The sequence below is a fragment of the Streptomyces sp. NPDC020875 genome (assembly GCF_040641415.1).
In the GTDB taxonomy this organism is placed as follows: domain Bacteria; phylum Actinomycetota; class Actinomycetes; order Streptomycetales; family Streptomycetaceae; genus Streptomyces.
Genome location: NZ_JBFADP010000006.1, coordinates 42,281 through 66,307 on the forward strand (window position 1 = coordinate 42,281; position 24,027 = coordinate 66,307).

The window sequence follows — 24,027 nt, forward strand, 5'->3', positions numbered from 1 at the left end:
CCCGCGTGCGCGGGGAGCACATCCGCTACCGCGTCGAAGACGAGGACGGAACGGGACCATCCCCGCGTGCGCGGGGAGCACCGGAACCACGACGCCGGTGATTGTCGCCGCCAGGGACCATCCCCGCGTGCGCGGGGAGCACGCGTGTACTGCGGCACGTCTCCTCCTAGGCGAGGGACCATCCCCGCGTGCGCGGGGAGCACCGGCATCGGGGCTTGACCTTTCGACAGTCGGAGGGACCATCCCCGCGTGCGCGGGGAGCACGACGTCATCCTCTGGGTGGCGGCGACCGTGCCGGGACCATCCCCGCGTGCGCGGGGAGCACTGATCGTACGGACAACGCCCCGACGTGGGCGAGGGACCATCCCCGCGTGCGCGGGGAGCACGCCGTGCTCGTCGAGCTGGTCGCGCCGGATGAGGGACCATCCCCGCGTGCGCGGGGAGCACACTTCCTGACCTGCTACTTTTCCCGGCGTCGGCGCCGTTTCGCATCACTTCCGCCGACTCCGGCAAAAACCCCGAAGAACCCCAAATCGCAAATCTGATCGCTCACCACACCACGATCCCACGAGTCCGCCCACGCGCGGAACAACTCGACTACTACCGCCCCGAGATCGGCGACAACGCATGGACAAGTTCCTCGGCCCGGGATCCGGTGGCCCACGGCTCCATGGTCCGCCGCAACACCTCCAGCTCCCGCCGGTGCCGTACCGACCCCGTCTCGGTGGCGATCCGCGCGGACTCCGCCGCCAGCTCGACGGCATGATCCGGCTCGCCCAGGACGGCGTACCCGATGGCCTGCCGGGCCAGATACACCCCGACCCGCCGCCGCGCACCACCGGGCACCCCCGCGACAACCCGCTCCCACAACGGCCGGGCCCGGGCGTGCAGCCCGAGCCGCCCGTAACAAGTGGCCCGCTGGATATCGAAGAACAGGGGGTTCGTGCTCGCGGCGGTCCGGCTCCACGGCGCGGGCGGCTGCTCGGGTCCGCTCCGGGCGGTCGCCTCGGCGGCATCGAGCAGCCTGTCCACGGCGGCCCGATTGCCGACCACCGAATAGCCGTGCGCCTGCTGGTAGATCAACTGCATCCGCGCGACAGCCGGAGCACCCGGCAGAGCGAGCCCCCGCTCACAGAGCCCGACGGCGGCCCGGCCGTCCCCGGCCTCCACATGCAGATACGACAGATTGGCCAGGACGTAGGTCTGAAGATCGGGATCGGCGACGGTCTGCGCTTCGGCCAGCGCGGCGGAGTGCCAGGCCCGCGCCTCACCCCACTCCCCCACGTCCTGGTGCAGCCACCCGGCGAGCACGGCGTAGGCGGCACCGACCCGCGTGAGGTCGTCCCGGACCGGGCTGTCGGCCCCCCGGGCGAGCCCGGTGACGAGCCGGTACTGCTCGGCGACGGTCCTGATCAGATCCCGGGGGTCGAGAAACATATCGGCGGCTGTGTGCCCGGCGAGTTGCCGGGTGAAGTAGGCGACATGCTGCGGATCGACCCACCGCCCTCCGGCAACAGCGGGCCCACCGGCGGCGACCACCGCTCCCACCGACCCGGCGGCGAGGAAGTGCCTGCGTTTCACGGGGTCCTCCAAGCGGATGGCGGAGGCGTCACGCCGTCTGTGCGAGGAAGTCCCGTACGAGCGGTACGCCCCGGTGGTCGGCGAGCTGGGTTCGGAGCTCGGTCAGACTGGACGTACCACGAGCGGACGAGACACCGCCCATGTACTCGACGGCCCGCTGCCCGGCGTCCACGGCGCCGTCCAGATCCCCCAGGCTGACCCTGGCCTGGCCCTCCCGGACAAGGTAAATGGCCGTATCGCGCGGAACCTCCTCGGCGTGGTGGGTGGATGTCCATTCCTCTGTCGCCGCCGCGTAGTGCGTGAGGGCGTCGGCAGGCCGACCGAGGTTGAGCGCGCAGGAGCCGGCGTGCATATACATTTCGCCGAGGTTGACCCAGTACAGGCATTCGGGCTCGTCGCCCGGAGCCCGGTCGCGGGCACTGTCGTACGCGTCGAACGCCGCGCTGAGGGCGCGTTCGGAAGCGCGCTGCTCCCCCGCGCGGGCATGGGCCCGTGCGAGCCGCGCGTACAGCATGGCCTTCATGGTCGGCGATCCGAGCCGGTCGGCGTGACCGAGGGCGGTGGTCACGAGGTCCGCGGCGCCTCGGGGGTCGCCGGTGTTGTAGCGCAAGATCGCCCAGAAGGCCATGGTGTTCGCGGTGACCACCGGGTCCCCCGAGGAGGCCGCGGCGCGCAGGGCGGCCACGTAGTACTCCTCGGCCAGGCCGTGACGTCCGGAGTCGTACGCGGTCCAGGCGCAGATCCGCCCCGCCTCTGCCGCGTTGCTGTAGAGGCGTCGGCCGATCGGTTCATCGAACGTGGTGGTCTTCAGCATCGTGACGATGAGCTGAAGCTGGGCGCGAGCCGACGCGTGGACCTGGCCGGAGCCGAGTTGGTCGTCCTGTCGCCGCAGGGTCGACAGGGACTGTTCGAACAATGCCGGTGTGGCCGTACCGATGCGGCGCCCGTGCGACTGGGCTACCGCCGGTTCGGCGGTAGCGACCCCGGCGAGTACCGGGGTTACCCCGGTGACGACGAGAAATCCCCTGCGATCCATGGATCCTCCAGCAGTGGCGACGTAGTCGAGCAGTTCGATCGTGGCGGCCGGGTTCCACCCGGCGTTCAGCAGTTGTCGATCTCCCATACACGCGAGGCGCAGCCATTCGGGCCAGGGCCGGGCCGTGATCTCCTCCTCCGGAACACCGTGCAGCACCGCCATCGCCCGCTGCGCGGACATCTCCGGTACGACACCACCCCGGGTCCAGCGTGTGACCCGCTTGCGGTCCCGGGCGATCGGCCCGTACCCGAGGCGCTGATGCACCGCCCCTAAGCGAGTCAGATAGTCCGTGGCCGACCAGCCCTGACGGTGTAACAGGTAGGCCAACGGGTGCTCGTCGATGCTCACTTCCTCAGCATGCCCGCCGCACGGCGCATGTGAAGCCGGACGGGCCAATCGGCGGCCACAAGGGCACAGCCGGTAACACCCGCATCCGCCCGGCGCCGGGTCACGCCGTCTGGGCGAGGAAGTCCCTTACCAGCGGCGCTGAACCGTGGTCGGCTAGCTTGGCCCGGAGGTCGGTCAGACCGGACGTACCGCGAGCGGACGAGACACCGCCCATGTACTCGACGGCACGACCGGCCGTGTCTACGGCCCCGTCGAGGTCGCCGGTCGCGATGTACGCCCCGGCGGTGCGCGTCAGCCGCAGGGCGACCGCCCGGGGATATGCCTGGCCGTCGTACGCCTCCGCCCGGTGCGCCCCGGGGATCGCCTCGTACCGGGTCAGCGCCTCGCCCGGGTTGCGGAGGTCGGTCGCGTTGCTGGCCGCCCAGCTGTACAGCTCGCCGAGGTTGACCCAGTAGACACAGTCCTGGTCGTCCTCGGGCTTCCGGTCCCGGGCAGCGTCGTACGCGCCGAACGCGGCGTCGAGGGCCCGCTCGGAGGCTCGTTCCTCGCCCGCGCGGGCGTGGGCGCGCGCCAGGCGGGCGTACAGCATCGCCTCCATCCGGGGCGAGCCGAGGTTCCGGGTGCGGCTCAGCGCGTCGGTGACGAGTGCGATCGCGCCGCGCGGGTCGCTGCCGGAATAGCGCGCGATGGCCCAGAACGCCTGGGTGTTGGCGGCCACCACATGATCGTCGGCGGTCGCCGCCGCCCGGAGCGCGGCCAGGTAGAACTCTTCGGCGAGGGCCTGCTGTCCCGAGTCGTAGGCGGTCCATCCGCAGATCCGGGCGGCCTCGGCCGCGGCGCCGTACAACCGGCGGCCGATGTCCGCCGGGTAGGCGGTCGTCTTGAGCGTTGTGGTGATCAGCCGGAGCTGCGCCCTGGCCGAGGCGTGGACCTGGCCCGAGCCGAGTTGGTCGTCCTGGCGCCGCAGGAGCGCGAGGGACTGTTCGAACAGGGCGGGTGTACTCGCCCCGATCCGGCGGCCGTTCGCCACCGCGATGGCGGGTTCGGCACCGGCGGCTCCGGCCAGCACCGGGGCTATGCCCGTGACGACGAGAAATCCCCTGCGATCCATCGGTCCTCCCGCGGCGAGGCGGTCCAGTAGGTCGATCGTGGTGGTGGCGACCCATTCGGCGTCGAGAGCCGCCCGGTCGTGGACGCATGCCAGCTTCAGCCATTCGGGCCACGGCCGGGCCGTGATCTCCTCCTCCGGAACACCGTGCAGCACCGCCATCGCCCGCTGCGCCGTCATCTCCGGTACGACTCCACCCCGCGTCCACCGCGTCACCCTCTTGCGGTCTCGGGCGATCGGCCCGTAACCGAGCCGCTGATGCACCGCCCCCAACCGGGCCAAATACTTCGTGGCCGACCAGCCCTGACGGTGCAGCAGATAGGCCAACGGATGCTCTTCGATGCTCACTTCCTCAGCATGCCCACCGCGCGGCGTATGTGAAGGCCGATCGCGCCTCCGGCGGACACAAGGGCACAGCCGGTAACAGTCGGGGCACGGCTGGGCACGCGAATCCCCTCCTCAGCATTCCCGGCGAGGGCGAAGGTATGGCGCATGACGAACCAAACGAAGCGGAACCCACGGAGGTGGTCCGGTTGACCCACCCCACGGAAGCCGCGCCGACCGTCGCCGCCGCGGTCGTCGCCCGCGACGGTGCCGTCCTGCTGGTGCGCCGTCGGGCCCGGCCGCCCGGTTGGGCGCTCCCCGGCGGGTGGATCGAGACCGGTGAGACCGCCGCCCGCGCGGCCGTACGGGAGACACGCGAGGAGACCGGGGTCTGCGTCACGGCGGGCGAGTGCGTCGGGCAGCGGACCCACCCCGTGTCCGGGCGCCGGATCGCGTACATCGCGTGCGCGGTCGCCGGTGGTACGGACCCCACGCCCCGGGTGGCCGCCCCGGCCGAGATCGACGGAGTCGTCTGGGCTCCGGTCGAACGGCTGAGCGGCTATCTGCGCGAGGTGTACGCCCCGGTCCGCAAGCACCTCGAATCCTGCCCGAACGCCTACCGGCTCGACCTGGTGGGCATCGCGCGGGATGTGGAACGGGGCCTGCGGCTCGCGTGGGACGGCGACCCGGAGGACCCCGCCTTCGACCTGCTGCGCAGCCGGATGCGGGAACACATCACGGCGCTGGCGGCGCCGTCGGAGGAGTACGGCCGCGATCTGCCGGGCCGGCCCGGGGAGGTGGTCCGGGACACCGTCCGGTACGCGCGCCGGATCGTGGCGTTACGCGGGGACGACGGCGTGGCCACCCTGGTCCGGCTCTCCCGGCTGACCGAGACACTGGCGTCGTACGTCATCGCGGGCCGGGGCGACCGGTGAGCGGGGGCGAAGGGGTCGGCGCGGCGGCTGTCCTCAGCGGCGCGGTCCTGGCCGGGCTCGCCTTCCTGACGGTCATCGTCCAGGGCGAACTGACCGAAGACCCGCCACCGGACACGTCGGTTCTCGACTCCCCCGATCCGCCGCCGGGCTCCTACGACTGATCCGCACCCGGCTCGGGCGGATCGACCACGAACGTCCCGATACCGATCTCGGCCCGGACGACGCGCTCGGCCTTCAGATGCGCCAGCACCTTCTGCGCCGTCGACGCGGCCACCCCGAACTCCGTGGACAGTTCGACGACGGACGGTACGCGACTTCCGACCGGGTACGTCCCGTCATCGATCCGCTCCATGACGAGCTGGGCGATCTGCCGCCAGACGGGGCGGGTGCGGTCGAGGTCGTGCTTCATTCCATCGAACCTAGATAGCCGCGGTCTACCGCGCGACCGCAGTACAGTGCGGTTAACCGCGGTAGACCGCGGTAGGGAACATCACGCGAAAAGCCCCCGCAGCCGGTGGAGCGGCCCGGGGGCACGGACGACCAACCCATTCGAAGGGCATCGCCATGCCGAAGCGTACAGACGACCGAAACCCCAGGGGCAGCGCCCCGCCACACCACCCCGCGACGGCCCCGGACCCGGCCCCGCCCGCCGCACCGGAAGCGGCCTGGCGCCGTTGCCGCTGCGGTGGCCCGGCCTGTCCGGAGACACCACCGGGCCCGATCGTGGAGGTACCGATGACCCGAACGGTCGAGGCGACCATCGCCCGAATCCGTACGGCACTGCTGGGACCGCACACCGCAGCGCCCCAGGACGGCGGGCCCGACCGTGACTAGCCCCTCCCCCGCTCCCGGCCCCCAGCTCTGCCAACGCTGCGGCGACCCGGTCGAGGCCACCGACGAGAACCGCATCTGGTGGGACGACAGCGCCTCGGGCTGCCGCCCCCCGATGTGGATCCACCCACAGTGCGCCCCACCGAAACCACCCGCCTGACACCACCCCGGGCACCCGATGAACCCGCCCCGGCCCGTGCTCCCCGTCACGGGCCGGGGCGTTCTTCATCACACGCGACGGAAGGCGCCGTACGACCGGTTGGCGCCAGCATCCCCGGAACAACGAAACCTAGGGCGTCCCGTAGCAACCCTGTGGTCAGCCGGGCAACACTAAGGGGATGACCGTGCAGCCCCCTCCGTTATCAACTGCGTATGAGTTGCTGTGTACGCGGTACGCCAGACGACTCCCGGCGCGGCTCGAAGATCTGGCCGGTTGCGCGCACGGAACGATCGATCTTCCGCTGCACGTGGCCTGGTCGGGCCGCCGCTCCTACGGGCTGGATCAGCCGCGATCCCGGATGGGCCTGTACCGGACTGTCCTGGCCGAGGGCCAGAGCCAGGACCTGATCGACTACCTGAATCGGGACCTGCTCGTCGAGCAGTGGCCCGTGCTGCGCACATTGGTCAGCCGCCCGATCAGAGACGTATGGGAAGGCTCATTCCCCGAACTCCCCCGAACAGACAGCGGCAAGCCTGGGCCCTGAACTGGGCAAACGACCTCACCAATCGGCTCCACGCCGAGGACTTCACCGACGACCACCGACTAACTCGGGCGTGGTTGCGAATCGATCAACCCAACAGCGCCAAGATGCTGGAGATGGCTGCCTAGGGACCGCTCCGGAGGGGGCGGATTCATCCCCGCGTGCGCGGGGAGCAGAGCAGAGCCAGAAGGCCCGTGATCATCCGGCGGGGACCATCCCCGCGTGCGCGGGGAGCAGCTTCGGCGATCCGGTCGCGTAGCGGGTCGGGTGGGACCATCCCCGCGTGCGCGGGGAGCAGCCTTGTTATCGGGCGACGGCATGAGGTCGCCGAGGACCATCCCCGCGTGCGCGGGGAGCAGGAACGGATCTGCGAGCCGGAGACCGCCAAGTCGGGACCATCCCCGCGTGCGCGGGGAGCAGGGGCTGCTTGTCCTCGACCCCGATGGCGGGCAGGGACCATCCCCGCGTGCGCGGGGAGCAGACTTCCTGACCTGCTACTTCTCCTGGCATCGGCACCGTTTTACATTACTTCCGCCGACTCCGGCGAAAGCCTCAGAATCCATGAAATCCGCCCAATCTCACGACAGTTGAGACAGCGGCCATCACCCACTCCGCGATCCTACGAGGCCGGACCGACGGCGCGCCCCGGGACCCGCACAGTGTCTCCGACAGCCCGGCGTCACCTCAGGTGTCGGGTGAAGAACCGCGCCGCCGCCTCCCCCGCGAACTGCGGGACGCCGGTGTGGCCGCCCGTATTGGCGTGCAGCGTCTTCTCCTTCGAGCCGAAGGCGTCGAACAGGTTCAGGGCCGCCTGGCGGTCGTTTCCCTCGTCGTCCCACTGCAACAAAACGTGGAGCGGAATGGTGACCCGGCGGGCCTCCTCGAACATGGCGCGGGGGACGTAACTCCCGGCGAAGAGAACAGCCGCCGCGATACGCGGCTCGACCACCGCGAGCCGGACGCCGATCGAGATCACCCCACCCGAGTAGCCGACCGGGCCGCCGGTCTCGGGCAGGCACAGAAGGGCGTCAAGGGCCTCCTGCCATTCCGGAACGGCCCTGTCGACCAAGGGGAGGACGAGGGCGTCGATGATCTCGTCGCCGACCGCCTCTCCGGCCGCCAGTGCGCGGCGTAGGTCGGTGACGGCCTGTTCGGTGCCGGGCAGACGAGGTCGCTGTCCGCTTCCGGGAAGTTCGATGGTCGCCGTGGCGAAGCCGTCCGCCGCGGCCTGTCGGGCGCGGGCCACCAGGCGGGGGTACATCTGGCGCAGTCCGAGAGGAGGCGGGCTGAGCAGAATGAGCGGCAGCGGCAGCGGCGCGAAGACGGGCGCGGACGCGGATCCGGGCGTCCACAGGATGCCGGGGATCTCGCCGAGAACGAACTCACGCTCCAGGAAAGCGCCGTCGAGAAGCCGTTCAGAGGTGAACCGCATGATCGTGCCTTTCGGGAGTGTCACGGAACGGCACTCCCGGACGATCTATCGCCCGACCGCGACCCCGGAGAGGAGTACCCATGTCGATACGTTCACGGGTACCACCTCCTCGCTCTGCTGCACGGCCTCCGGGAACGTAGCAGTGGGCCCGTGGCTCCGCCAACGCCTTTTCACGCGATCGCCGCGGCCCACGGGCATGACGGCACCACACCGACTATTGCGGGTCCGGGCCTCGGACCGGCCTGGGGCCTGAGAGCAGCGGCGCGGCGCCTTCCCCGGTTGCCGCGGCGGCGATCGCGTGGTGGCGGTACTCGCGAGGTGCCAGGCCGTACGCGTGGTGGAAGCTGCGGGTGAACGCGGCAGGGGAGCCGAACCCCCACCGGAGTGCGATGTCGCCGATGGGTGTGCCGACGAGTGCCGGGTCCGCGAGGTCGCGGCAGGCGGCCTCCAGCCGGAGGCGCCGGATCGTCGCGGCGACCGTGGCGTCCTGGTCGCGGAACAGCCGGTGAAGGAATCTGAGCGAGATGTGGTGTGCCGAGGCCACCGCCGTCGGCGTCAGAGCCGGGTCGTGGAGGTGGGCGCGGATGAACGCCTGGATCCGCAGCGTCAGGGCGTGCGTCCTGGACTCCGGGGGCAGTGAGCCTTCTGCGTCCAGCGCGCTCGCGAACAGCGCGGCCACCAGGTCGATGGCGACGGTGGCCAGCCTCGGGCCGTCCGACGGCCGGAAGGAGTGCGTGTCGGCGGTGAGCCGGGTGAGGAATGCCGTCAGCAGCGCGCCGAACCCTTCCTGGGCGGAGTGTCCGCGCACGCGGCGGAGCTTGTCCGTCGGCAGCGGGATGAGATCCCTCGGGACGTCGAACGCGATGCCCTCCTGCGTACCGTCGACTCTCACGTCCATGGGCCGTGAGCTGTCGATGAAGCAGATGTTGTAGGGGGCGCACGACGCCTGGTGGTCGCCTTGGGTGACGTTCAGTGACCCGTGGATGGGTATCGAGATGTTGATCCGTTCGGGGTCCGACTGTCTGACGAGCCTGGCGGTCCGTACGAAGCGGGCCGGCTGGTACCGGGACGGCCAGACGGTCAATCCGCCGAACTCCAGCAGCCGCAGGGTCGCCCGGAAGTCGTCCCGGTGCTCGCTGTCCAGTTCCACCGGCGCGTGTGCCCGCTGCACCAGCTCGCGCCAGGATTCGAACCGGTCCTCCGCGGGCACGTCCTCACTCCGGAAAACAGTCTCGATCACGCGTTCCCCCTCAGTCGGCGGAGACCGGCATCCGAACCGGCCCCTCCGCAGGCACTTCCGCCTCCGATGAGCCGGATGCCCCGCTTTGCGGGATCCCCTCGCGGCACCCGCTCACCTGGGATTATGCGGCCGGTCGGCCCAGCGTCATGAACGGATCACCCGCCCCGAGCGGGCCGAGGCGCCGGGCGGAGGCGCCGGACACCCCGCGATCCCGCGCGCCGGAGACACGACAGCGCGCCCCGGAACACACGCGGAGGTTCCGGGGCGCGCCAGTCGAGGGGGGCGGGGCCGTCAGCCGAGGGCGCGGACCGCCTGGTAGTAGGTCCAGGCCGTGCTGTTGCAGGCCGTCTTCGTCGCGCCCGTGTAGCCGTTGCAGGCGCGCTTCAGGTCCTCGTAGAACGCGCTGTCGAGGCGGGCCTTGTTGGCGCTGAAGGAGCCGGCGGCCTTGTAGTTGCGGTAGCCGAAGTCGTGGCGGGCGCAGGAGGACGCGAAGGGGAAGCCGAAGGGGTTGTCGGGTGAGCTGGAGCAGTAGTCCGTGGTCCAGTTGAAGCCGTACGCGGCCCAGGCGCCCTGGTTGCGGTTGGCCGCCGCCCAGGCGTTGTAGCTGCTGGCGCTGGTCTGGGTCCAGCTGGAGAGGACCCGCGGCTTGTCCGCGGGGGCGGCACTGGCGGGGGTCGCGAGGATCGTGGCCGTCAGTGCGGCCGATGCCGCGGTGGCGAGGGTCGCCGAGAGGGTGCGACGCATGGGGAGAGTCCTTTCGGGGAGCAGGTGTTGCCCGGGCCCGGCGGTCGCCGGGTGCGGGAGCCTGGGGTGTCCGTACCGCCGTCTGATCAAGGGGCGGGGACTGAGCGGGAGTTACGCGCGACGTGCGTAGAAAGCGTTTGCTGTTCCGGGGATACCCCGGGTGGGTGACCGTTACGGCACCCGGCGGCGCCGGATGGGCGGCCGGGGGTGGTGAACCCGGCCGCCCGTCCGGTCAGTCGAGCGAGTCCAGCCACTCCTCCACCGCCGACGCGGTCGTCGCCGCGTCGCCCTCGACCATGCTGAAGTGGTCGCCGGGGACGGTCTTCTCGGCGTCGGCGCGGCGCCAGGTGGTCTCCCACCGGGTGTCGTCACCGGCGTCGCGGGCCGGGGCGGTGGTCTCGTCGGCGGCCGGGACGAACCGGTCGGCCGCGCGGACCAGCAGGGTCGGGGTGGTGATCTCGGGTGCGGGGAAGTCGGGCAGCAGGCTCATGTAGCGGGCCATCGCGGTGAGCGTGGTGTTCGTACCGGCCTGGCCGTACCACTCCTCCCGGGTGAGGGCGCCGATCGCGACGTCCGCCGCGAAGTCGGCCCGGTTCGCCTCGTCGTCGGCGGCGGTGTCGCCGGTGTCGGTGACGGGGTAGGTGTCGAGCAGGACGACCGCGCGGACCGGGGTCCCGGCGCGCTCCAGCCGGTCGGCGACCGCGTAGGCGAGGACGCCGGACGAGGAGTAGCCGAGCAAAACCGGCGGGCGGTCCGGGGTGGTGGCGCGGCGGACGGACTCGGCGAGTACGTCGACGACCGCGTCCGCCGTCTCGGGCAGGCCCTCGTCGGCGCCGAAGCCGGGTACGGGCAGGGCCGCGAGGCCCCGTACGCCCCGGAAGGACGCGCCGAGCCGGGCGAACTGGTAGGGGCCGCCCATCGCGGCGGGCGTGCAGAGCGCGATCACCCCGGGGCGTTCGGTGTCGTCGGTGAGGCGGACGGCCTCCGGGATCCGTCCGGCGTCCTCGGCGGAGGTGAATCCGGGCCGGAGGTTGGCGACCCAGTGGAGCAGTCCGAGGCCGTCCTGGACCCGTCCGGCGCGTACCGCCTCGCGGAAGAGGGCCGGGACGGAGTCCGCGTTCTCGTCCGGGCCCGCCGGGCCGGTCTCCGCGGGGCCGGTGGCGTCGGTGTCGGGCGCCGCTTCCTGGAGGACCGTCGCGAGATGGCCCGCCAGCCCCGCCGGGCTGCCGTACTCGAAGACGGCGGTGGCGGCCAGATTGAGGCCGGTGACGCTGTTGAGCCGGTTCCGCAGCTCGACGGCGGTCAGCGAGTCGAACCCGGATTCGAGGAAGGTGCGGTGGGTGTCGATGGTCTCGTCGTCGCTGTAGCCGAGGAGTGCCCCCGCGTGCTCCAGGACCAGGGCGACCAGCGCCTTCTCGAGCGGTTCGGGGGCGAGTCCGGCGAGCCGCCCGCGCAGTCCGGCCGCGTCGCCCGCCGTCGACGCGACCCGGGAAGCGGCCCGGCGGGCCGGGGCGACCAGGGCGCGGAAGACGTGCGGGACGTACGCGTCGGCTCCGGCCTGCTTGCCGCCGGTGATCCGCATGGGGACGAGCAGGGCCTCGGGCCTGGCGGTGGCCGCGTCGAAGAGGGCGGTGCCCTCGTCGTCGGAGAGGGGTGCCATGCCCTCGCGGGCCATCCGGGCCCGGTCGGTGTCGGTGACCTTCGCGGTGGCGGCTCCGGCGGCGGACCACAGGCCCCAGGCCAGGGACTGGCCGGGGAGCCCGTGGGCGCGCCGGTGGGCGGCGAGGCCGTCGAGGAAGGCGTTGGCGGCGGCGTAGTTGCCCTGGCCTGGGTTGCCCATGATTCCGGCGACGGAGGAGAAGGTGACGAACGCGCCGAGGTCCAGTTCGCGGGTGAGTTCGTGCAGATGCCAGGCCGCGTCGGCCTTGGGGGCCAGGACGGCGTTGAGTCGTTCCTCGGTGAGGGTGGCGACGGTGGCGTCGTCGACGACGGCCGCGAGGTGGACGACCGCCGTCAGCGGGTGGTCGTCGGGCACGGTCGCCAGGGCGGCGGCGAGCGCGTCGCGGTCGGCGGTGTCGCAGGCGAGCAGGGCGACTTCGGTGGCGCCGAGCCCGGTCAGCTCCTCGGCCAGGCCGGGGGCCTCGCCGCCGCGGGAGAGCAGCAGGAGCCGTCGTACGCCGTGGTGGGTGACGAGGTGCCGGGTCAGGAGTCGGCCGATGGCGCCGGTGGCGCCGGTGACCAGGGTGGTGCCTTCGGGGCCGAAGACCGCCGCGGGACCGCTGTCGCCGACCGCCGCGGCGGGGGCCTTGACGAGCCGTCCGCCGTACGCCTCGCCTTCGCGGAGTACGGTCTGCGGTTCGCCGCCCGCGAGGACGGCGGGCAGCAGCCGGAGCGACGCGGGGTGGTCGTCCACGTCGACCAGGACGACCCGGTCGGGGTTCTCGGACTGGGCGGACCGCAGCAGTCCCCGGGCGGCGGCGCCGGGGAGGTCGGTGACGTCCTCGCCGTCGAGGGCGGCGGCGCCCCGGGTGAGCAGGACGAGCGGGGCCGTACGGCCGGCTCCGGCGCCCAGCCAGTCGCGGAGGTCGGCGAGGGCGGACGCGGTGGCGCGGTGTACGGCGGCGGCCGGGTCATCGGCGTCGTCGGCACCGGCCGGATTCGTACGGTCGAGCAGTACGGCCCCGGGCCGGTCCCCGCTCGCGACGAGCGCCGCGAGATCGGCGTAGGTGTCGACGGCGAGCCCGGTGGAGCGCAGGGCGGTCGCCGCGACCGCCGGGTCCTGGCCGACGACGGCCCAGCGGGTGGCCAGGTCGGGGGTGCCGACGGGGACCTGGGTCCAGGCGAAGCCGTAGAGGGAGTCGTGGCGGCCCCGGGCGCCGTGCCCGGCGCTCGCGGCGCCCTCGTAGTCGGCGGCGCGGATCACCAGGGACTCGACGGCCGCGACGGGCGCGCCGGAGGGGTCGGCGATCAGCAGGGCGACGGTGTCGCCCGCGGTGGGGGTGACCCGGACCCGCAGGGTGCCGGCGCCGGTGGCGTAGAGGTCGACCCCGGTCCAGGAGAACGGCAGTCCGCCCGCGACCTCGATGCTTTCGGCGAGTCCGACGGCGTGCAGGGCGGCGTCGAGGGCGGCCGGGTGGAGGCCGAACAGGTCGGCCTGCTGGGCGGTGAGCCGGTCGAGGCGGACCTCGGCGTAGACCTCGGTGCCGAGCCGCCAGGCGGCGCGCAGGGCGCGGAAGGCGGGGCCGTAGACGATCCCGGCCTCCTCGAAGCCTTCGTAGAGGCCGTCGATGTCGATGGTCTCGGCTCCGGGGGGCGGCCAGGCGGTGAGGCCGTCGGGTTCGGGCGCGGCGCCGGGCAGCAGGCGTCCGGTGGCGTGCCGGGTCCAGGTGTCGGCGCCGTCGGGGCGGCTGTAGACGGTGACGGACCGGCCGCCGTCGTCGCCGGGTGTCCCGGCGACGGCCTGGAGTTCGGTCCGGCCCCGGCGGGCGAGGACGAGCGGGGCGCCGATGGTGAGGTCGGCGATCCGGTCGCAGCCGGTGGCGGCGCCGAGCTGGAGGGCGATCTCGACGAACGCGGCGCCGGGCAGCAGGGCCGTGTCGCCGAGGGCGTGGTCGGCGAGCCAGGGGTGGGTGGTGAGGGAGATCTTGCCGCCGCGGACGACGAGGTCGGATTCGGCGACGGCGACGGGGTCGCCGAGCAGCGGGTGGACGCCGCCGCTGCTGAGTCCGCCGGCGCCGCTGTCGCGGAGGGCGCCCATGTCGACGTCGGGCCAGTACCGCTTGCGGTGGAAGGCGTACGGCGGCAGGGGTACGGGGCGCCCGGCGCCGGTCCCGGCGGTCGCGCCGGGGAAGAGGCGTACGGGGTCGAGGTCGTAGCCGTCGGCGACCATCTGTCCGGCGGCGAGGTAGGCGGCCCGGACCTCGGGGTGGCCGTACCGCTGGACGGGGACGACGGAGATCTCGTCGGCGGGCCGGACGACGCAGAGCTGGACCATCCCGGCGAGGGTGCTGTCGGGGCCGAGTTCGACGAACCGGTCGACGCCCGCGGCCTCGGCGGCGCGTACCGCGTCGAGGAATCGTACGGTCCGGCGGCAGTTGGCGACCCAGTACTCCGGGTCGGCCAGCTCGTCGGCGTCGGCCTCGCGGCCGGTGACGGTGGAGACGAACCGGTAGCGGGGCGCCTCGTAGGAGAGCTCCTCGGCGATGTCGAGGAGGTCGTCGGTCATCTCGTCCATCAGGGGCGAGTGGGAGGCGTGCCGTACGGCCAGCCGCATGGCGCCCCTGCCCTGCTTCTTGCAGGCGGCGGCGACGGCGCCGACCTCGTCCTCCTCGCCGGAGAGCACCACGAGCCGGGGCCCGTTGATCGCGGCGATCCCGACGCCGTCGGTGAGGAGCGGCAGGACGTCCTCCTCGTGGGCGTCGACGGCGATCATCGCGCCGTCGGGGAGTTCGTGCATCAGCTGGCCCCGGTTGGCGACCAGGGTGACGGCGTCGGCGAGGGAGAAGACCCCGGCGGCGTACGCGGCGGCGATCTCGCCGACGGAGTGGCCGATGACGAACTCGGGGCGCTGGCCCCAGGACTCCAGCAGCCGGAAGAGGGAGACGCCGAAGGTGAAGACGGCGGCCTGGGTGAAGGTGGTCTGGTCGAGGAGCTGGGCGAGTACGGTGCCCTCGGCCGCGAACATGACCTCCTTGAGGGGCCGGTCGAGGTGGTCGTCGAAGAGGGCGCAGACCTCGTCGAGGGCATGGGCGAAGACCGGGTGGGCGGCGTACAGGTCGCGGCCCATGCCGGGGCGCTGGACGCCCTGTCCGGGGAAGAGGAACGCGGTGTCGCCGCGGCCGGGCCGGACGGTGCCGAGGGCGGCCCTGGGGGTCGTCCGGCCTTCGGCGACGGCGGTGAGGGCGTCGAGGAGTTCGGCCCGGTCGGCGCCGGTGACGGCGGCGCGGTGCGCGAACCGGGGGGCGCGGAGCGCGAGGGCGTGTCCGACGGCGTCGGCCGGGAGCCCGGGGTGGGCTTCGAGGTGGGCGACGAGGGCGGCGGCCTGGGCGGGCAGCGCTTCCTTGGTACGGGCGGTCAGCAGCCAGGGCGGGGGCGTACGGTCCCCGGACTCCCCCGCCCGGTCGGCGGGTTCGGCGGGCACGCCGTCGGAGTCGGCTTCGGGCGCCTGTTCCAGGATGAGATGCGCGTTGGTGCCGCTGTAGCCGAACGAGGAGACTCCGGCGCGGCGCGGCCGTCCCCGGTCGGGCCAGGGCAGGTTCTCGGCGAGCAGCCGTACGTTGCCCCGGGTCCAGTCGACCTCGGGGGTGGGGTCGTCGGCGAACCGGGAGCGCGGCAGGGTGCCGTGCCTCAGCGCCAGGACCATCTTGATGATTCCGGCGACACCGGCGGCGGCCTGCGGATGCCCCAGGTTGGACTTGACGGAGCCCAGCCACAGCGGCTGGTCCTCGGGCCGGTCCCGGCCGTAGGTGGCGAGCAGGGCCTGGGCCTCGATGGGGTCGCCGAGGGTGGTGCCGGTGCCGTGGCCGTCGACGGCGTCGACATCGGCGGAGGCGAGTCCGGCGACGGCGAGGGCGCGCCGGATGACCTGCTCCTGGGAGGGGCCGTTGGGTGCGGTGGGGCCGTTGGACGCGCCGTCGGAGTTGACGGCGCTGCCGCGGATCACGGCGAGTACCTCGTGGCCGTTGCGGCGGGCGTCGGAGAGCCGTTCGAGGACGATCATGCCGACGCCCTCGGCCCAGCCGACGCCGTCGGCGCTGCCCGCGTAGGACTTGCTGCGGCCGTCGGCGGCGGTGCCGCTGTCGTAGTGGGCGAACTGCTCCAGCGACGAGACGGTGGTGACACCGCCCGCGAGGGCGATGCCGCAGTCGCCGTTGCGCAGGGCCTGGGCGGCGAGGTGGACGGCGACCAGGGACGAGGAGCAGGCGGTGTCGATGGAGAGGGAGGGGCCTTCGAAGCCGTAGGTGTACGAGACCCGGCCGGAGACCATGCTGGTGAGGGAGCCGACGCCGAAGTAGAGGCCGTTGAGGTCGAGGGCGGCGAGCGGCCCCGGGTCGTAGGTGGTGGTCATGGCTCCGGCGAAGACGCCGGTGGTGCTGCCCTTGAGGGCGAGCGGGTCGAGTCCGGCGTTCTGGAGGGCCTCCCAGACGACTTCCAGCAGGGCGCGCTGCTGGGGGTCCATCATGATGGCCTCGTTGGGGCCTATGCCGAAGAACGCCGCGTCGAAGTCGGTGGCGTGGGGCATGAATCCGCCGCGCGGCTGGGTTCCGGCGGCGGCCAGGACCTCGGTCCAGTACTCCAGGTCCCAGGCCCGGTCGGTGGGCAGCGGGCCCGAGCCGTCGCCGCCGTCGACGAGGAGGCGCCACAGGTCGGCGGGTGAGGTGACCCCGCCGGGGTAGCGGCAGGCCATGCCGACGACGGCGATGGGCTCGTCGGCGCCGATGGTGATGGTCTCCACGGGTGCGGCGGCCGTCAGTTCGCCGAGGAGGGTGCCGAGGAGGTGGTCGGCGAGTTCGGCGGCGGACGGGTGGTCGAAGACGAGGGTGCTGGGGAGCTGGGCGCCGGTCGCGGCGCTCAGCCGGTTGCGGAGTTCGACGGCGGTGAGGGAGTCGAAGCCGAGGTCGCGGAAGGGCCGGTCGGCGTCGATGAGGTCCTTGGAGCCGTGGCCCAGGACTTCGACGACGCTGCCGAGGACGGTGTCGAGGAGGGCGGCCCGGCGCTTGTCGGCGGGGAGCTTGGCCAGTTCGGCGACGAGTCCGCCGCCGTCCGCCGGGTCGTCGGGGGCGCCCGCGGCCCGCCGGACGGCGGGGACCAGGCCGCGCAGCAGGTCACCGGCTCCGGCCGGGTCGGCGCGCAGGGCGGCGAGGTCCAGTTTGACGGGGACGAGGACGGGCCGGGGCGAGGCGAGGGCGGCGTCGAGGAGGGCGAGGCCCTCGTCGGCGGTGAGGGCGGGCAGTCCGGTCCTGGCGCCCTGCGGGGCCATGCCGTCGGCCTCGGCCCACTGGCCCCAGGCCAGGGAGTGGGCGGGCAGCCCGGCGGCCCGGCGGTGGACGGCGAGGGCGTCGAGGTAGGCGTTGGCGGCGGCGTAGTTGCCCTGGCCGGGGGCGCCGAGTACGCCCGCGGCGGAGGAGAAGAGGACGAAGGCGGTCAGGTCGGCGTCGCGGGTGAGTTCGTGGAGGTGCCGGGCGGCGTCGGCCTTGGGCCCGAGGACGGTGTCCAGGCGTTCGGGGGTCTGGGAGGCGATGACGCCGTCCGCGAGAACGCCCGCGCAGTGCACGACGGCGCCGACGGGGTGTTCGGCGAGCAGGGCCTCGGTGGCGCTACGGTCGCCGAGGTCGGCGGCGACCAGGTCGGCGCGGGCGCCGAGTTCGGCGAGTTCGGCGACGAGGCCGGCGGCGCCGTCGGCGGCCGGTCCGCGCCTGCTGACGAGCAGCAGCCGGCGGACGCCGTACCGGTCGGCGAGGTGGCGGGCGACGAGCCTGCCGAGGGCGCCGGTGCCGCCGGTGACGAGGACGGTCCGGTCCGGATCGAACGGGGTGGCCTGGTCATCGGCGGGGGCGACGGCCGCGCGGGCGAGCCGGGGCACGTGGACCGTACCGCCGCTGCCGCCCCGCAGGGCGTACGCGGACTCGCCGAGGGCCAGCAGTCCGGGCAGGGCGGTCCGGACGGCGGTCTCGTCGTCGGTGTCGGCCAGGACGATCCGGTCCGGGTTCTCGGACTGGGCGGAGCGGGCCAGGCCGAGGGCCGCGGCGGCGGCCGGGTCGGTGATGTCCTCGCCGGGCAGGGCGACCGCGCCTTCGGTGAGGACGACGAGCCGGGCGGTCCGCGGGGCCTCGCCGCCGGTCCACCGCTGGACTGCCGTGAGGACCTGGAGGGTGGCGGCGCGTACGGCGTCGGGCCCGGTGCCGCCGGTGAGCCGGAGGACGGTCGCGTCGGCATCCGCGACCGCGTCCGTGGTCGCGTCGGCCGGGTAGTCGGTGACGGTGACGGCCGGGGCGTCCGGGACGGACACGGCGGTCCAGTCGACGGCGAACAGCGCGTCACCGGTGATGTCCCCGCCGGTCGCGGCGGCGGCGCGGGCGAGCTGCTCGTCCGAGACGGGCCGCAGGGTCAGCGCGCCGACGGAGGCCACCGGGCGGCCGGTGACATCGGCGAGTTCGAGGGCGACGGTACGGCCGCCGCCGGGCGCGGGCCCGTCGCCGGTGGGCCGGACCCGGACCCGTACGGCCGACGCCCCGGCCGCGTACAGCTCCACATCGGCCCAGGCGTACGGCAGCTCGGTGGCGCCGTCGCCCTCGTCGGCGGGCCCGGCGAACCCGATGGCGTGCAGGGCGGCGTCGAAGACGGCCGGGTGGAGGCCGAAGTCCTCGGCGGTGGCGCGGGCGTTCTCCGGCAGCGACACCTCGGCGAAGATCTCGTCACCGGACCGCCAGACGGCGCGCAGCCCCCGGAAGAGGGGCCCGTAGGAGGAGCCCCGGGCGGCCAGTTCGTCGTACATCCCGTCGATGTCGACGGGCTCGGCCCCGGCGGGCGGCCAGACCGACAGATCGATCGGGGAGATCCCGCTGCCGGGCAGCAGGGCGCCGGTGGCGTGCTGGGTCCACGGGGTGTGCTCCCCGGCGCCCTCGCGCCGGGAGTGGACGCCGATCGACCGCGTACCGTCGTCGGCGGCGGGCCCGGCGACGATCTGGAGCCGTACCGCGCCCTCCTCGGGCAGGACCAGCGGGGCGTGCAGCGCCAGATCGCGGACCCGGCCGCAGCCGACCCGGGCGCCCGTTCCGGCGGCCAGCTCCACGAAGGCCGTACCGGGCAGCAGGACGGCCCCGCCGACGGCGTGGTCGGCGAGCCAGGGGTGGGTGGCAGTGGAGAGCCGGGCGGTGACCACGAGTTCGCCGGAGTCGGCGAGCAGGGTCGCGGCGCCGAGCAGCGGATGGTCGACGGGATCGAGGCCGAGGGACGTCGGGTCGCCGCCCGCGGCGCCCTCCAGCCAGAAGCGCTCCCGCTGGAAGGCGTAGGTGGGCAGTTCGGCGGCGCGGGCGCCGCGCGCGCCGAAGTAGGCGGCCCAGTCGAGGTCGACGCCCCGGGTGTGGAGCTGCCCGAGCGCGGCGGCCAGCGCCGTCGGCTCGGGCCGGTCGCGGCGCAGCAGGGACGTCACGACCGGGTTGTCGGCGGCGCCGGTCAGACATTCCTGCACCATGGCGGTGAGTACGCCGTCGGGGCCCAGCTCCAGGAAGCGGTTGACGCCCTCGGCGCGCAGCCCGTCGACGGCGTCGCGGAAGCGGACGGAGTGCCGCAGATGCCGGACCCAGTAGTCGGGGGTACGCAGATCGTCGCCCTCGGCGAGCCGGCCGGTGACGGTGGAGACCACCGGGATCCGCGGCTCGTGGAAGGTGAGCCCGGCGGCGACGGCCCGGAACTCGTCGAGGATCGGCTCCATCATCGGGGAGTGCGCGGCATGGCTGACCCGGAGCCGCTTGGTGCGGTGGCCCCGGTCGGCGAGGGCGGCGGCGACCGTGTCGGCCTCGACGGCGTCGCCGGAGACCACCACGGAGCCGGGGCTGTTGACGGCCGCGATCCCGACCCCGTCGGTCAGCAGCGGCCGTACGGTCTCCTCGTCGGCGTTGATCCCGATCATGGCGCCGCCCTCGGGCAGGCCCTGCATCAGCCGGCCGCGCGCGGCGACCAGCCGGGCGGCGTCGGCGAGGGAGAGCACACCGGAGACATGGGCGGCGCTGAGTTCGCCGGTGGAGTGTCCGGCGAGCAGCCCGGGGGTGAGGCCCCAGGACTCCAGCAGCCGGAAGAGGGCGACCTCGAAGGCGAAGAGTCCGGCCTGGGCGTAGCCGACCCGGTCCAGGGCCTCGGCATCGCCGTCGATCATGGGGCGCAGGGGCCGGTCGAGGTGGGCGTCAAGGGCGGCGCAGACCTCGTCGTAGGCGGCGGCGAAGACGGGGAAGACGGCGCTGAGTTCCCGGCCCATGCCGAGGCGCTGGGCGCCGCCGCCGGGGAAGAGGAAGGCGGTGAGGGAGTCGCCGCGGGCCACGCCGCGTTCGATGCCCGGTACGGGGGTGTCGTCGGCGAGCCCGGTCAGGGCCTCGATCAGCTGGTCGCGGTCCTCGCCGACGAGCGCGGCCCGGTACTCCAGCGGGGAGCGGTGCTCGGCGAGGGCGAGACCGGTGTCCAGGGGGTGGTCGGCGGGCCGGTCGCGGAGGAAGTCGAGCAGCCGGGCGGCCTGGGCGCGCAGGGCGTCCCGGTTGCGGCCGGAGACCAGCCACGGCAGGGCGCCGGGGATCCGCTCGGCGGGCTCCGTGCCCCCGGCTTCATCGGCGGCGGGCTCGGCGGGGGCCTGCTCCAGGATGACATGGGCGTTGGTGCCGCTGAGGCCGAAGGAGGAGACCCCGGCCCGGCGCGGCGCGCCGTCGTCGGTCTCCCACGGCACGGCCTCGGTGAGCAGCCGGATCCCGCCCCGGTCCCATTCGATGTGGCGGCTGGGCCGGTCGATGTTGATGGACCGCGGGAGGACGCCGTGCCGCATCGCCAGCACCATCTTGATCACACCGGCGACTCCGGCGGCGCCCTGGGTGTGGCCGAGGTTGGACTTCACCGAGCCCAGCCACTGCGGCCGGTCCGCGGGCCGGTGCCGCCCGTACGCGGCGAGCAGCGCGTCGGCCTCGATGGGGTCGCCCAGTTCGGTGGACGAGCCGTGGGCCTCGACCACGTCGATCTGGTCGGGGGCGAGCCGGGCGTTGGCCAGGGCCTGGCCGATCACCCGCTGCTGCGCGGGACCGTTGGGCGCGGCGATGCCGTTGCTCGCGCCGTCCTGGTTGATGGCGCTGCCCCGGATGACGGCCAGCACCTCGTGCCCGTTGCGGCGGGCGTCGGAGAGCCGTTCGAGGAGGAGGACGCCCGCGCCCTCGGACCACGAGGTGCCGTCGGCGGACTCGGCGAACGGGCGGCAGCGGCCGTCGCGGGAGAGATTGCCGTCGATGCTGAACTCGACGAAGGTCCGGGGGCTGGACATCACGGAGACCCCGCCGGCCAGCGCCAGCGGGCACTCGCCCTGCCGCAGCGACTGCACCGCCAGATGCAGGGCGACCAGCGACGACGAGCAGGCCGTGTCGAGGGTGACGGCGGGCCCCTCCATGCCGAAGGTGTACGAGACGCGTCCCGAGACCGGCCCCGACGAGCCGTAGCTACCGGGGTAGTTGTGGTACATCACGCCGTTGAACACCCCGAGGGGGCTGCCCTTGACGGAGCGCGGCGGGATGCCCGCGCGCTCCAGCACCTCCCAGGTGGTTTCCAGCAGCAGCCGCTGCTGGGGGTCCATGAGCAGGGCGTCGCGGGGGCTGATGCCGAAGAAGTCGGCGTCGAAGTCGGCCGCGTCGTGGAGGAAGCCGCCCTCGCGGACGTACGTCGAACCCGGCCGCTGCCCGGTCGGGTCGTAGAGCCGCTCCAGATCCCAGCCCCGGTCGGTGGGGAACGGCCCGATGGCGTCCTCACCGGCGGACAGCAGCCGCCACAGCCCCTCCGGGGAGGTGATCCCGCCGGGGAAGCGGCACGCCATGCCGACGATCGCGATCGGCTCCCGCTCGGCCTCCGTCAGCTTCCTGTTCTGCTCCCGGAGCCGGTCGGCCTCTTTGAGCGACGCACGCAACGCCTCGACCAGTCGGTCCTCGGACGTGCTCATGTGAACCCCCACGTCATTGCCGGTCGCGGGCCTGCCCTCACACGCGGGTCGGCGGCCCCGGGGCCGGTGACGGTCTCCGCCGCGCGTCCGGCCCGCGACCGGGTCGGCGCCGGAGGGCGCCGGGGCGGGCGGGTCGTACTGCGTCGTCGGGTGCGCCGCGGTGTCCCCGGCGGACGGAACGCGAATTCCCGGTGATCCGTTTCCGGAATTCCTGGGATCTCTCGTTCGCCGCCGGTGGTACGCGGTCGCCGTCACGGCCGGGAATCCGCCGGTTCCGGCGGCCATTTCGGCCGCCCGGACCTCGCGTCAGGGAATTCTCTCAGCCCTGCCCGTCGTCTTGGTTGATGCCTTGTCAGCGACGCCACCCTACGATCGCGGACCGCCGGGTCCCCACCCCTAGCCCGGCGATCAGTACCCCTCAGTCGGCCCGGACGCCCCGCCGGAAGGATCACGCGAAAGGGGCGCGGGTCACCCGTGGCCGCTTAGGGGTCCGGGGGTACGGGAACGGGCCCGTCCCCCTTGTCCCGGCCCGCGGGTCCGGGCCGCCCGGCCGGGTCCGGGGCGGGGAGTTAGGGGTTGTCCGGCCCGGCCGGGCACTGGCACATTCGGGACCCGGCCGGGAATTCACCGGGGAATCGAGGACGGTTCCGGAAAGACAGTCGGTGAATCCCGGCTCGGCGGTTCGGGAACACGTCCGATATCCCTTCCGGATTCTTTCGCATCTCCTGGGATTCCTCCGGCCGGGCCGTACGCACGGGCGGGCCATTTCCGCTTTCCCGTGCTCCGCCGCACGCCCGAAATCCAGGTCAGCGGACCGCCTGATACAGCGCGTCCGGCCACAGACCGCGTCCGAACCGTGGAGGTCCGTTGCCAGCCCCTCAACAGAGCCGGAACGTCGTCGTCCTGGGCGCCGGTGTCATGGGTACCGGCATCACGGCACTGGCCCTCGGCTCCGGCGTCTCCGTCACCCTCGTCGACGTCACCGAGCCGATCCTCACCCGCGCCCGGGCCGACGTACGCCGCCAACTGCGGCACGCCCGGCTGCTGGACGCCCTGCCGGACGACCGCACCCCCGGCACGCTCACCACGGCCCTGGAGCCGTCGGCCGCGCGGGACGCCGACGCCGTCATCGAGGCGATCACCGAGGACGCGGCCCTCAAGGCGAAAGTACTGGCGGAGGTCTCGGCGCTGCTGCGCCCCGACACCCCCCTCATCACCAATACCTCCGGCATCCCGGTCGACGAACTGGCCGCCTCCGTGGCCCGTCCCGGGCGGCTGCTGGGCACCCATTTCATGAACCCGACCTATCTCATCTCGATGGTCGAGGTGGTCCGGGGGCCGCGGACCGACGACACGGCCCTGACCACGACCATGGAGCTGCTGGAGGTGATGCGGCGCAAGGCCGTCGTCGTCGCCGACAGCCCCGGCTTCGTCACCAGCCGGCTACTCCACCCGATGATCAACGACGCGGCCCGGATCGTCTCCGAGGGCACCGCGTCGGCGCCGGACGTCGACCGGCTGATGGAGGGCTGCCTCGGCCATCCCACGGGCCCGCTGCGCACCGCCGACCTGATCGGTATCGACAATCTGGTCGACGCGCTGGACGCCCTGTACGAACGCACCGGCGACGAGCGGAGCCGCCCGTGCGACCTCCTGCGCGCGAAGGTGCGCGCGGGCGAACTCGGCCGCAAGTCCGGACGAGGGTTCTACGACTACGGAGAGAGTGTCTCGTGACCACGAACGGAACCGCCGGAACCGCCTCCCCCGACGCGGCGGACGTCCAGAAGGAGCTGATCGTCTTCCTGGAGGCGAAGACGAATCAGCCGATAGCCCCCGACCAGGACATCTTCGCCGAGGGGCTGGCGACGTCGCTCTTCGCGATGGAGCTGGTCGTCCATCTGGAGACCGTGCACGGGATCGAGATCGAGGGCCCCGATCTGCGGCTGGCGAACTTCAGCACCGTGGAGAAGATGGTCGCCCTGACGCTCCGGCTCAAGGGCGCGGGCGGAGCGGAGAACCGTGACTGACCCGGTCGGCGCGACGACCGCGACGACCAGTACGGCTACG

13 protein-coding genes and 2 CRISPR repeat arrays (1 of these 15 running past the window's edge) are annotated in these 24,027 nt (G+C 73.3%); of the genes, 5 read left to right on the forward strand and 8 right to left on the reverse strand.

Annotated features, from left to right (window positions below; all coding sequences use genetic code 11):
• Window positions 1-447: a CRISPR direct-repeat array (repeat unit 29 nt; unit sequence GGGACCATCCCCGCGTGCGCGGGGAGCAC) (it extends 867 nt beyond the left edge of the window).
• Between the two features lie 153 nt (window positions 448-600).
• The 3 genes from AB0G74_RS05150 to AB0G74_RS05160 form a co-directional block, all read right to left on the reverse strand.
• A complete protein-coding gene (locus tag AB0G74_RS05150; RefSeq protein WP_361140904.1) occupies window positions 601-1,581 on the reverse strand; it encodes a Twin-arginine translocation pathway signal in 981 nt (326 codons plus the stop codon).
• Between the two features lie 28 nt (window positions 1,582-1,609).
• Entirely contained in the window at window positions 1,610-2,965 is a 1,356-nt protein-coding gene (locus AB0G74_RS05155; RefSeq protein WP_361140906.1) for a transcriptional regulator, read from the reverse strand.
• A gap of 100 nt (window positions 2,966-3,065) precedes the next feature.
• A complete protein-coding gene (locus AB0G74_RS05160; protein WP_361140908.1) occupies window positions 3,066-4,421 on the reverse strand; it encodes a transcriptional regulator in 1,356 nt (451 codons plus the stop codon).
• 185 nt (window positions 4,422-4,606) lie between these two features.
• On the opposite strand from AB0G74_RS05160, the gene AB0G74_RS05165 reads away from it, so the two are divergent.
• Window positions 4,607-5,332 carry an NUDIX hydrolase gene (locus AB0G74_RS05165; protein ID WP_361140909.1) on the forward strand — a complete coding sequence of 242 codons (726 nt, stop codon included), beginning with the start codon at window positions 4,607-4,609 and terminating at the stop codon, window positions 5,330-5,332.
• A complete protein-coding gene (locus tag AB0G74_RS05170; RefSeq protein WP_361140911.1) occupies window positions 5,329-5,493 on the forward strand; it encodes a hypothetical protein in 165 nt (54 codons plus the stop codon). The genes AB0G74_RS05165 and AB0G74_RS05170 overlap by 4 nt, the downstream gene beginning before the upstream one ends.
• Here the strand turns inward: AB0G74_RS05170 and AB0G74_RS05175 are convergent.
• Window positions 5,484-5,741 (reverse strand): winged helix-turn-helix domain-containing protein, encoded by a 258-nt coding sequence (locus tag AB0G74_RS05175; protein WP_361140913.1) that lies wholly within the window; start codon window positions 5,739-5,741, stop codon window positions 5,484-5,486. The genes AB0G74_RS05170 and AB0G74_RS05175 overlap by 10 nt on opposite strands.
• Before the next feature lie 760 nt (window positions 5,742-6,501).
• Between AB0G74_RS05175 and AB0G74_RS05180 the strand changes: the two genes are divergently transcribed.
• Entirely contained in the window at window positions 6,502-6,867 is a 366-nt protein-coding gene (locus AB0G74_RS05180) for a hypothetical protein (RefSeq protein ID WP_361140914.1), read from the forward strand.
• A 144-nt stretch (window positions 6,868-7,011) separates the two neighbouring features.
• Window positions 7,012-7,345: a CRISPR direct-repeat array (repeat unit 28 nt; unit sequence GGACCATCCCCGCGTGCGCGGGGAGCAG).
• A 198-nt stretch (window positions 7,346-7,543) separates the two neighbouring features.
• Here the strand turns inward: AB0G74_RS05180 and AB0G74_RS05185 are convergent.
• The 4 genes from AB0G74_RS05185 to AB0G74_RS05200 form a co-directional block, all read right to left on the reverse strand.
• Window positions 7,544-8,296, reverse strand: a complete 753-nt coding sequence (locus AB0G74_RS05185) for an alpha/beta hydrolase (protein WP_361140916.1) — start codon at window positions 8,294-8,296, stop codon at window positions 7,544-7,546.
• 214 nt (window positions 8,297-8,510) lie between these two features.
• Window positions 8,511-9,536, reverse strand: a complete 1,026-nt coding sequence (locus AB0G74_RS05190; RefSeq protein ID WP_361140918.1) for a helix-turn-helix domain-containing protein — start codon at window positions 9,534-9,536, stop codon at window positions 8,511-8,513.
• Between the two features lie 291 nt (window positions 9,537-9,827).
• Window positions 9,828-10,280: a phospholipase gene (locus tag AB0G74_RS05195; RefSeq protein ID WP_361140920.1), complete on the reverse strand. Its 453-nt coding sequence runs from the start codon at window positions 10,278-10,280 to the stop codon at window positions 9,828-9,830.
• 232 nt (window positions 10,281-10,512) lie between these two features.
• Window positions 10,513-21,960 (reverse strand): type I polyketide synthase, encoded by an 11,448-nt coding sequence (locus AB0G74_RS05200; protein WP_361140922.1) that lies wholly within the window; start codon window positions 21,958-21,960, stop codon window positions 10,513-10,515.
• 867 nt (window positions 21,961-22,827) lie between these two features.
• Here AB0G74_RS05200 and AB0G74_RS05205 point away from each other — a divergent pair.
• Complete coding sequence (locus AB0G74_RS05205; protein WP_361140924.1) at window positions 22,828-23,694, forward strand: 3-hydroxyacyl-CoA dehydrogenase family protein; 867 nt, start codon at window positions 22,828-22,830, stop codon at window positions 23,692-23,694.
• Complete coding sequence (locus tag AB0G74_RS05210; protein WP_361140925.1) at window positions 23,691-23,987, forward strand: acyl carrier protein; 297 nt, start codon at window positions 23,691-23,693, stop codon at window positions 23,985-23,987. Before AB0G74_RS05205 ends, AB0G74_RS05210 begins: the two co-directional genes overlap by 4 nt.
• Window positions 23,988-24,027: the final 40 nt, after the last annotated feature.

Bases quoted from the DNA above. Each gene is read 5' to 3' on its own strand.
- AB0G74_RS05175 (WP_361140913.1), bottom strand. From the start codon at position 5,741: ATGAAGCACGACCTCGACCGCACCCGCCCCGTCTGGCGGCAGATCGCC.
- AB0G74_RS05200 (WP_361140922.1), bottom strand. From the start codon at position 21,960: ATGAGCACGTCCGAGGACCGACTGGTCGAGGCGTTGCGTGCGTCGCTC.
- AB0G74_RS05180 (WP_361140914.1), top strand. From the start codon at position 6,502: ATGACCGTGCAGCCCCCTCCGTTATCAACTGCGTATGAGTTGCTGTGT.
- AB0G74_RS05185 (WP_361140916.1), bottom strand. From the start codon at position 8,296: ATGCGGTTCACCTCTGAACGGCTTCTCGACGGCGCTTTCCTGGAGCGT.
- AB0G74_RS05195 (WP_361140920.1), bottom strand. From the start codon at position 10,280: ATGCGTCGCACCCTCTCGGCGACCCTCGCCACCGCGGCATCGGCCGCA.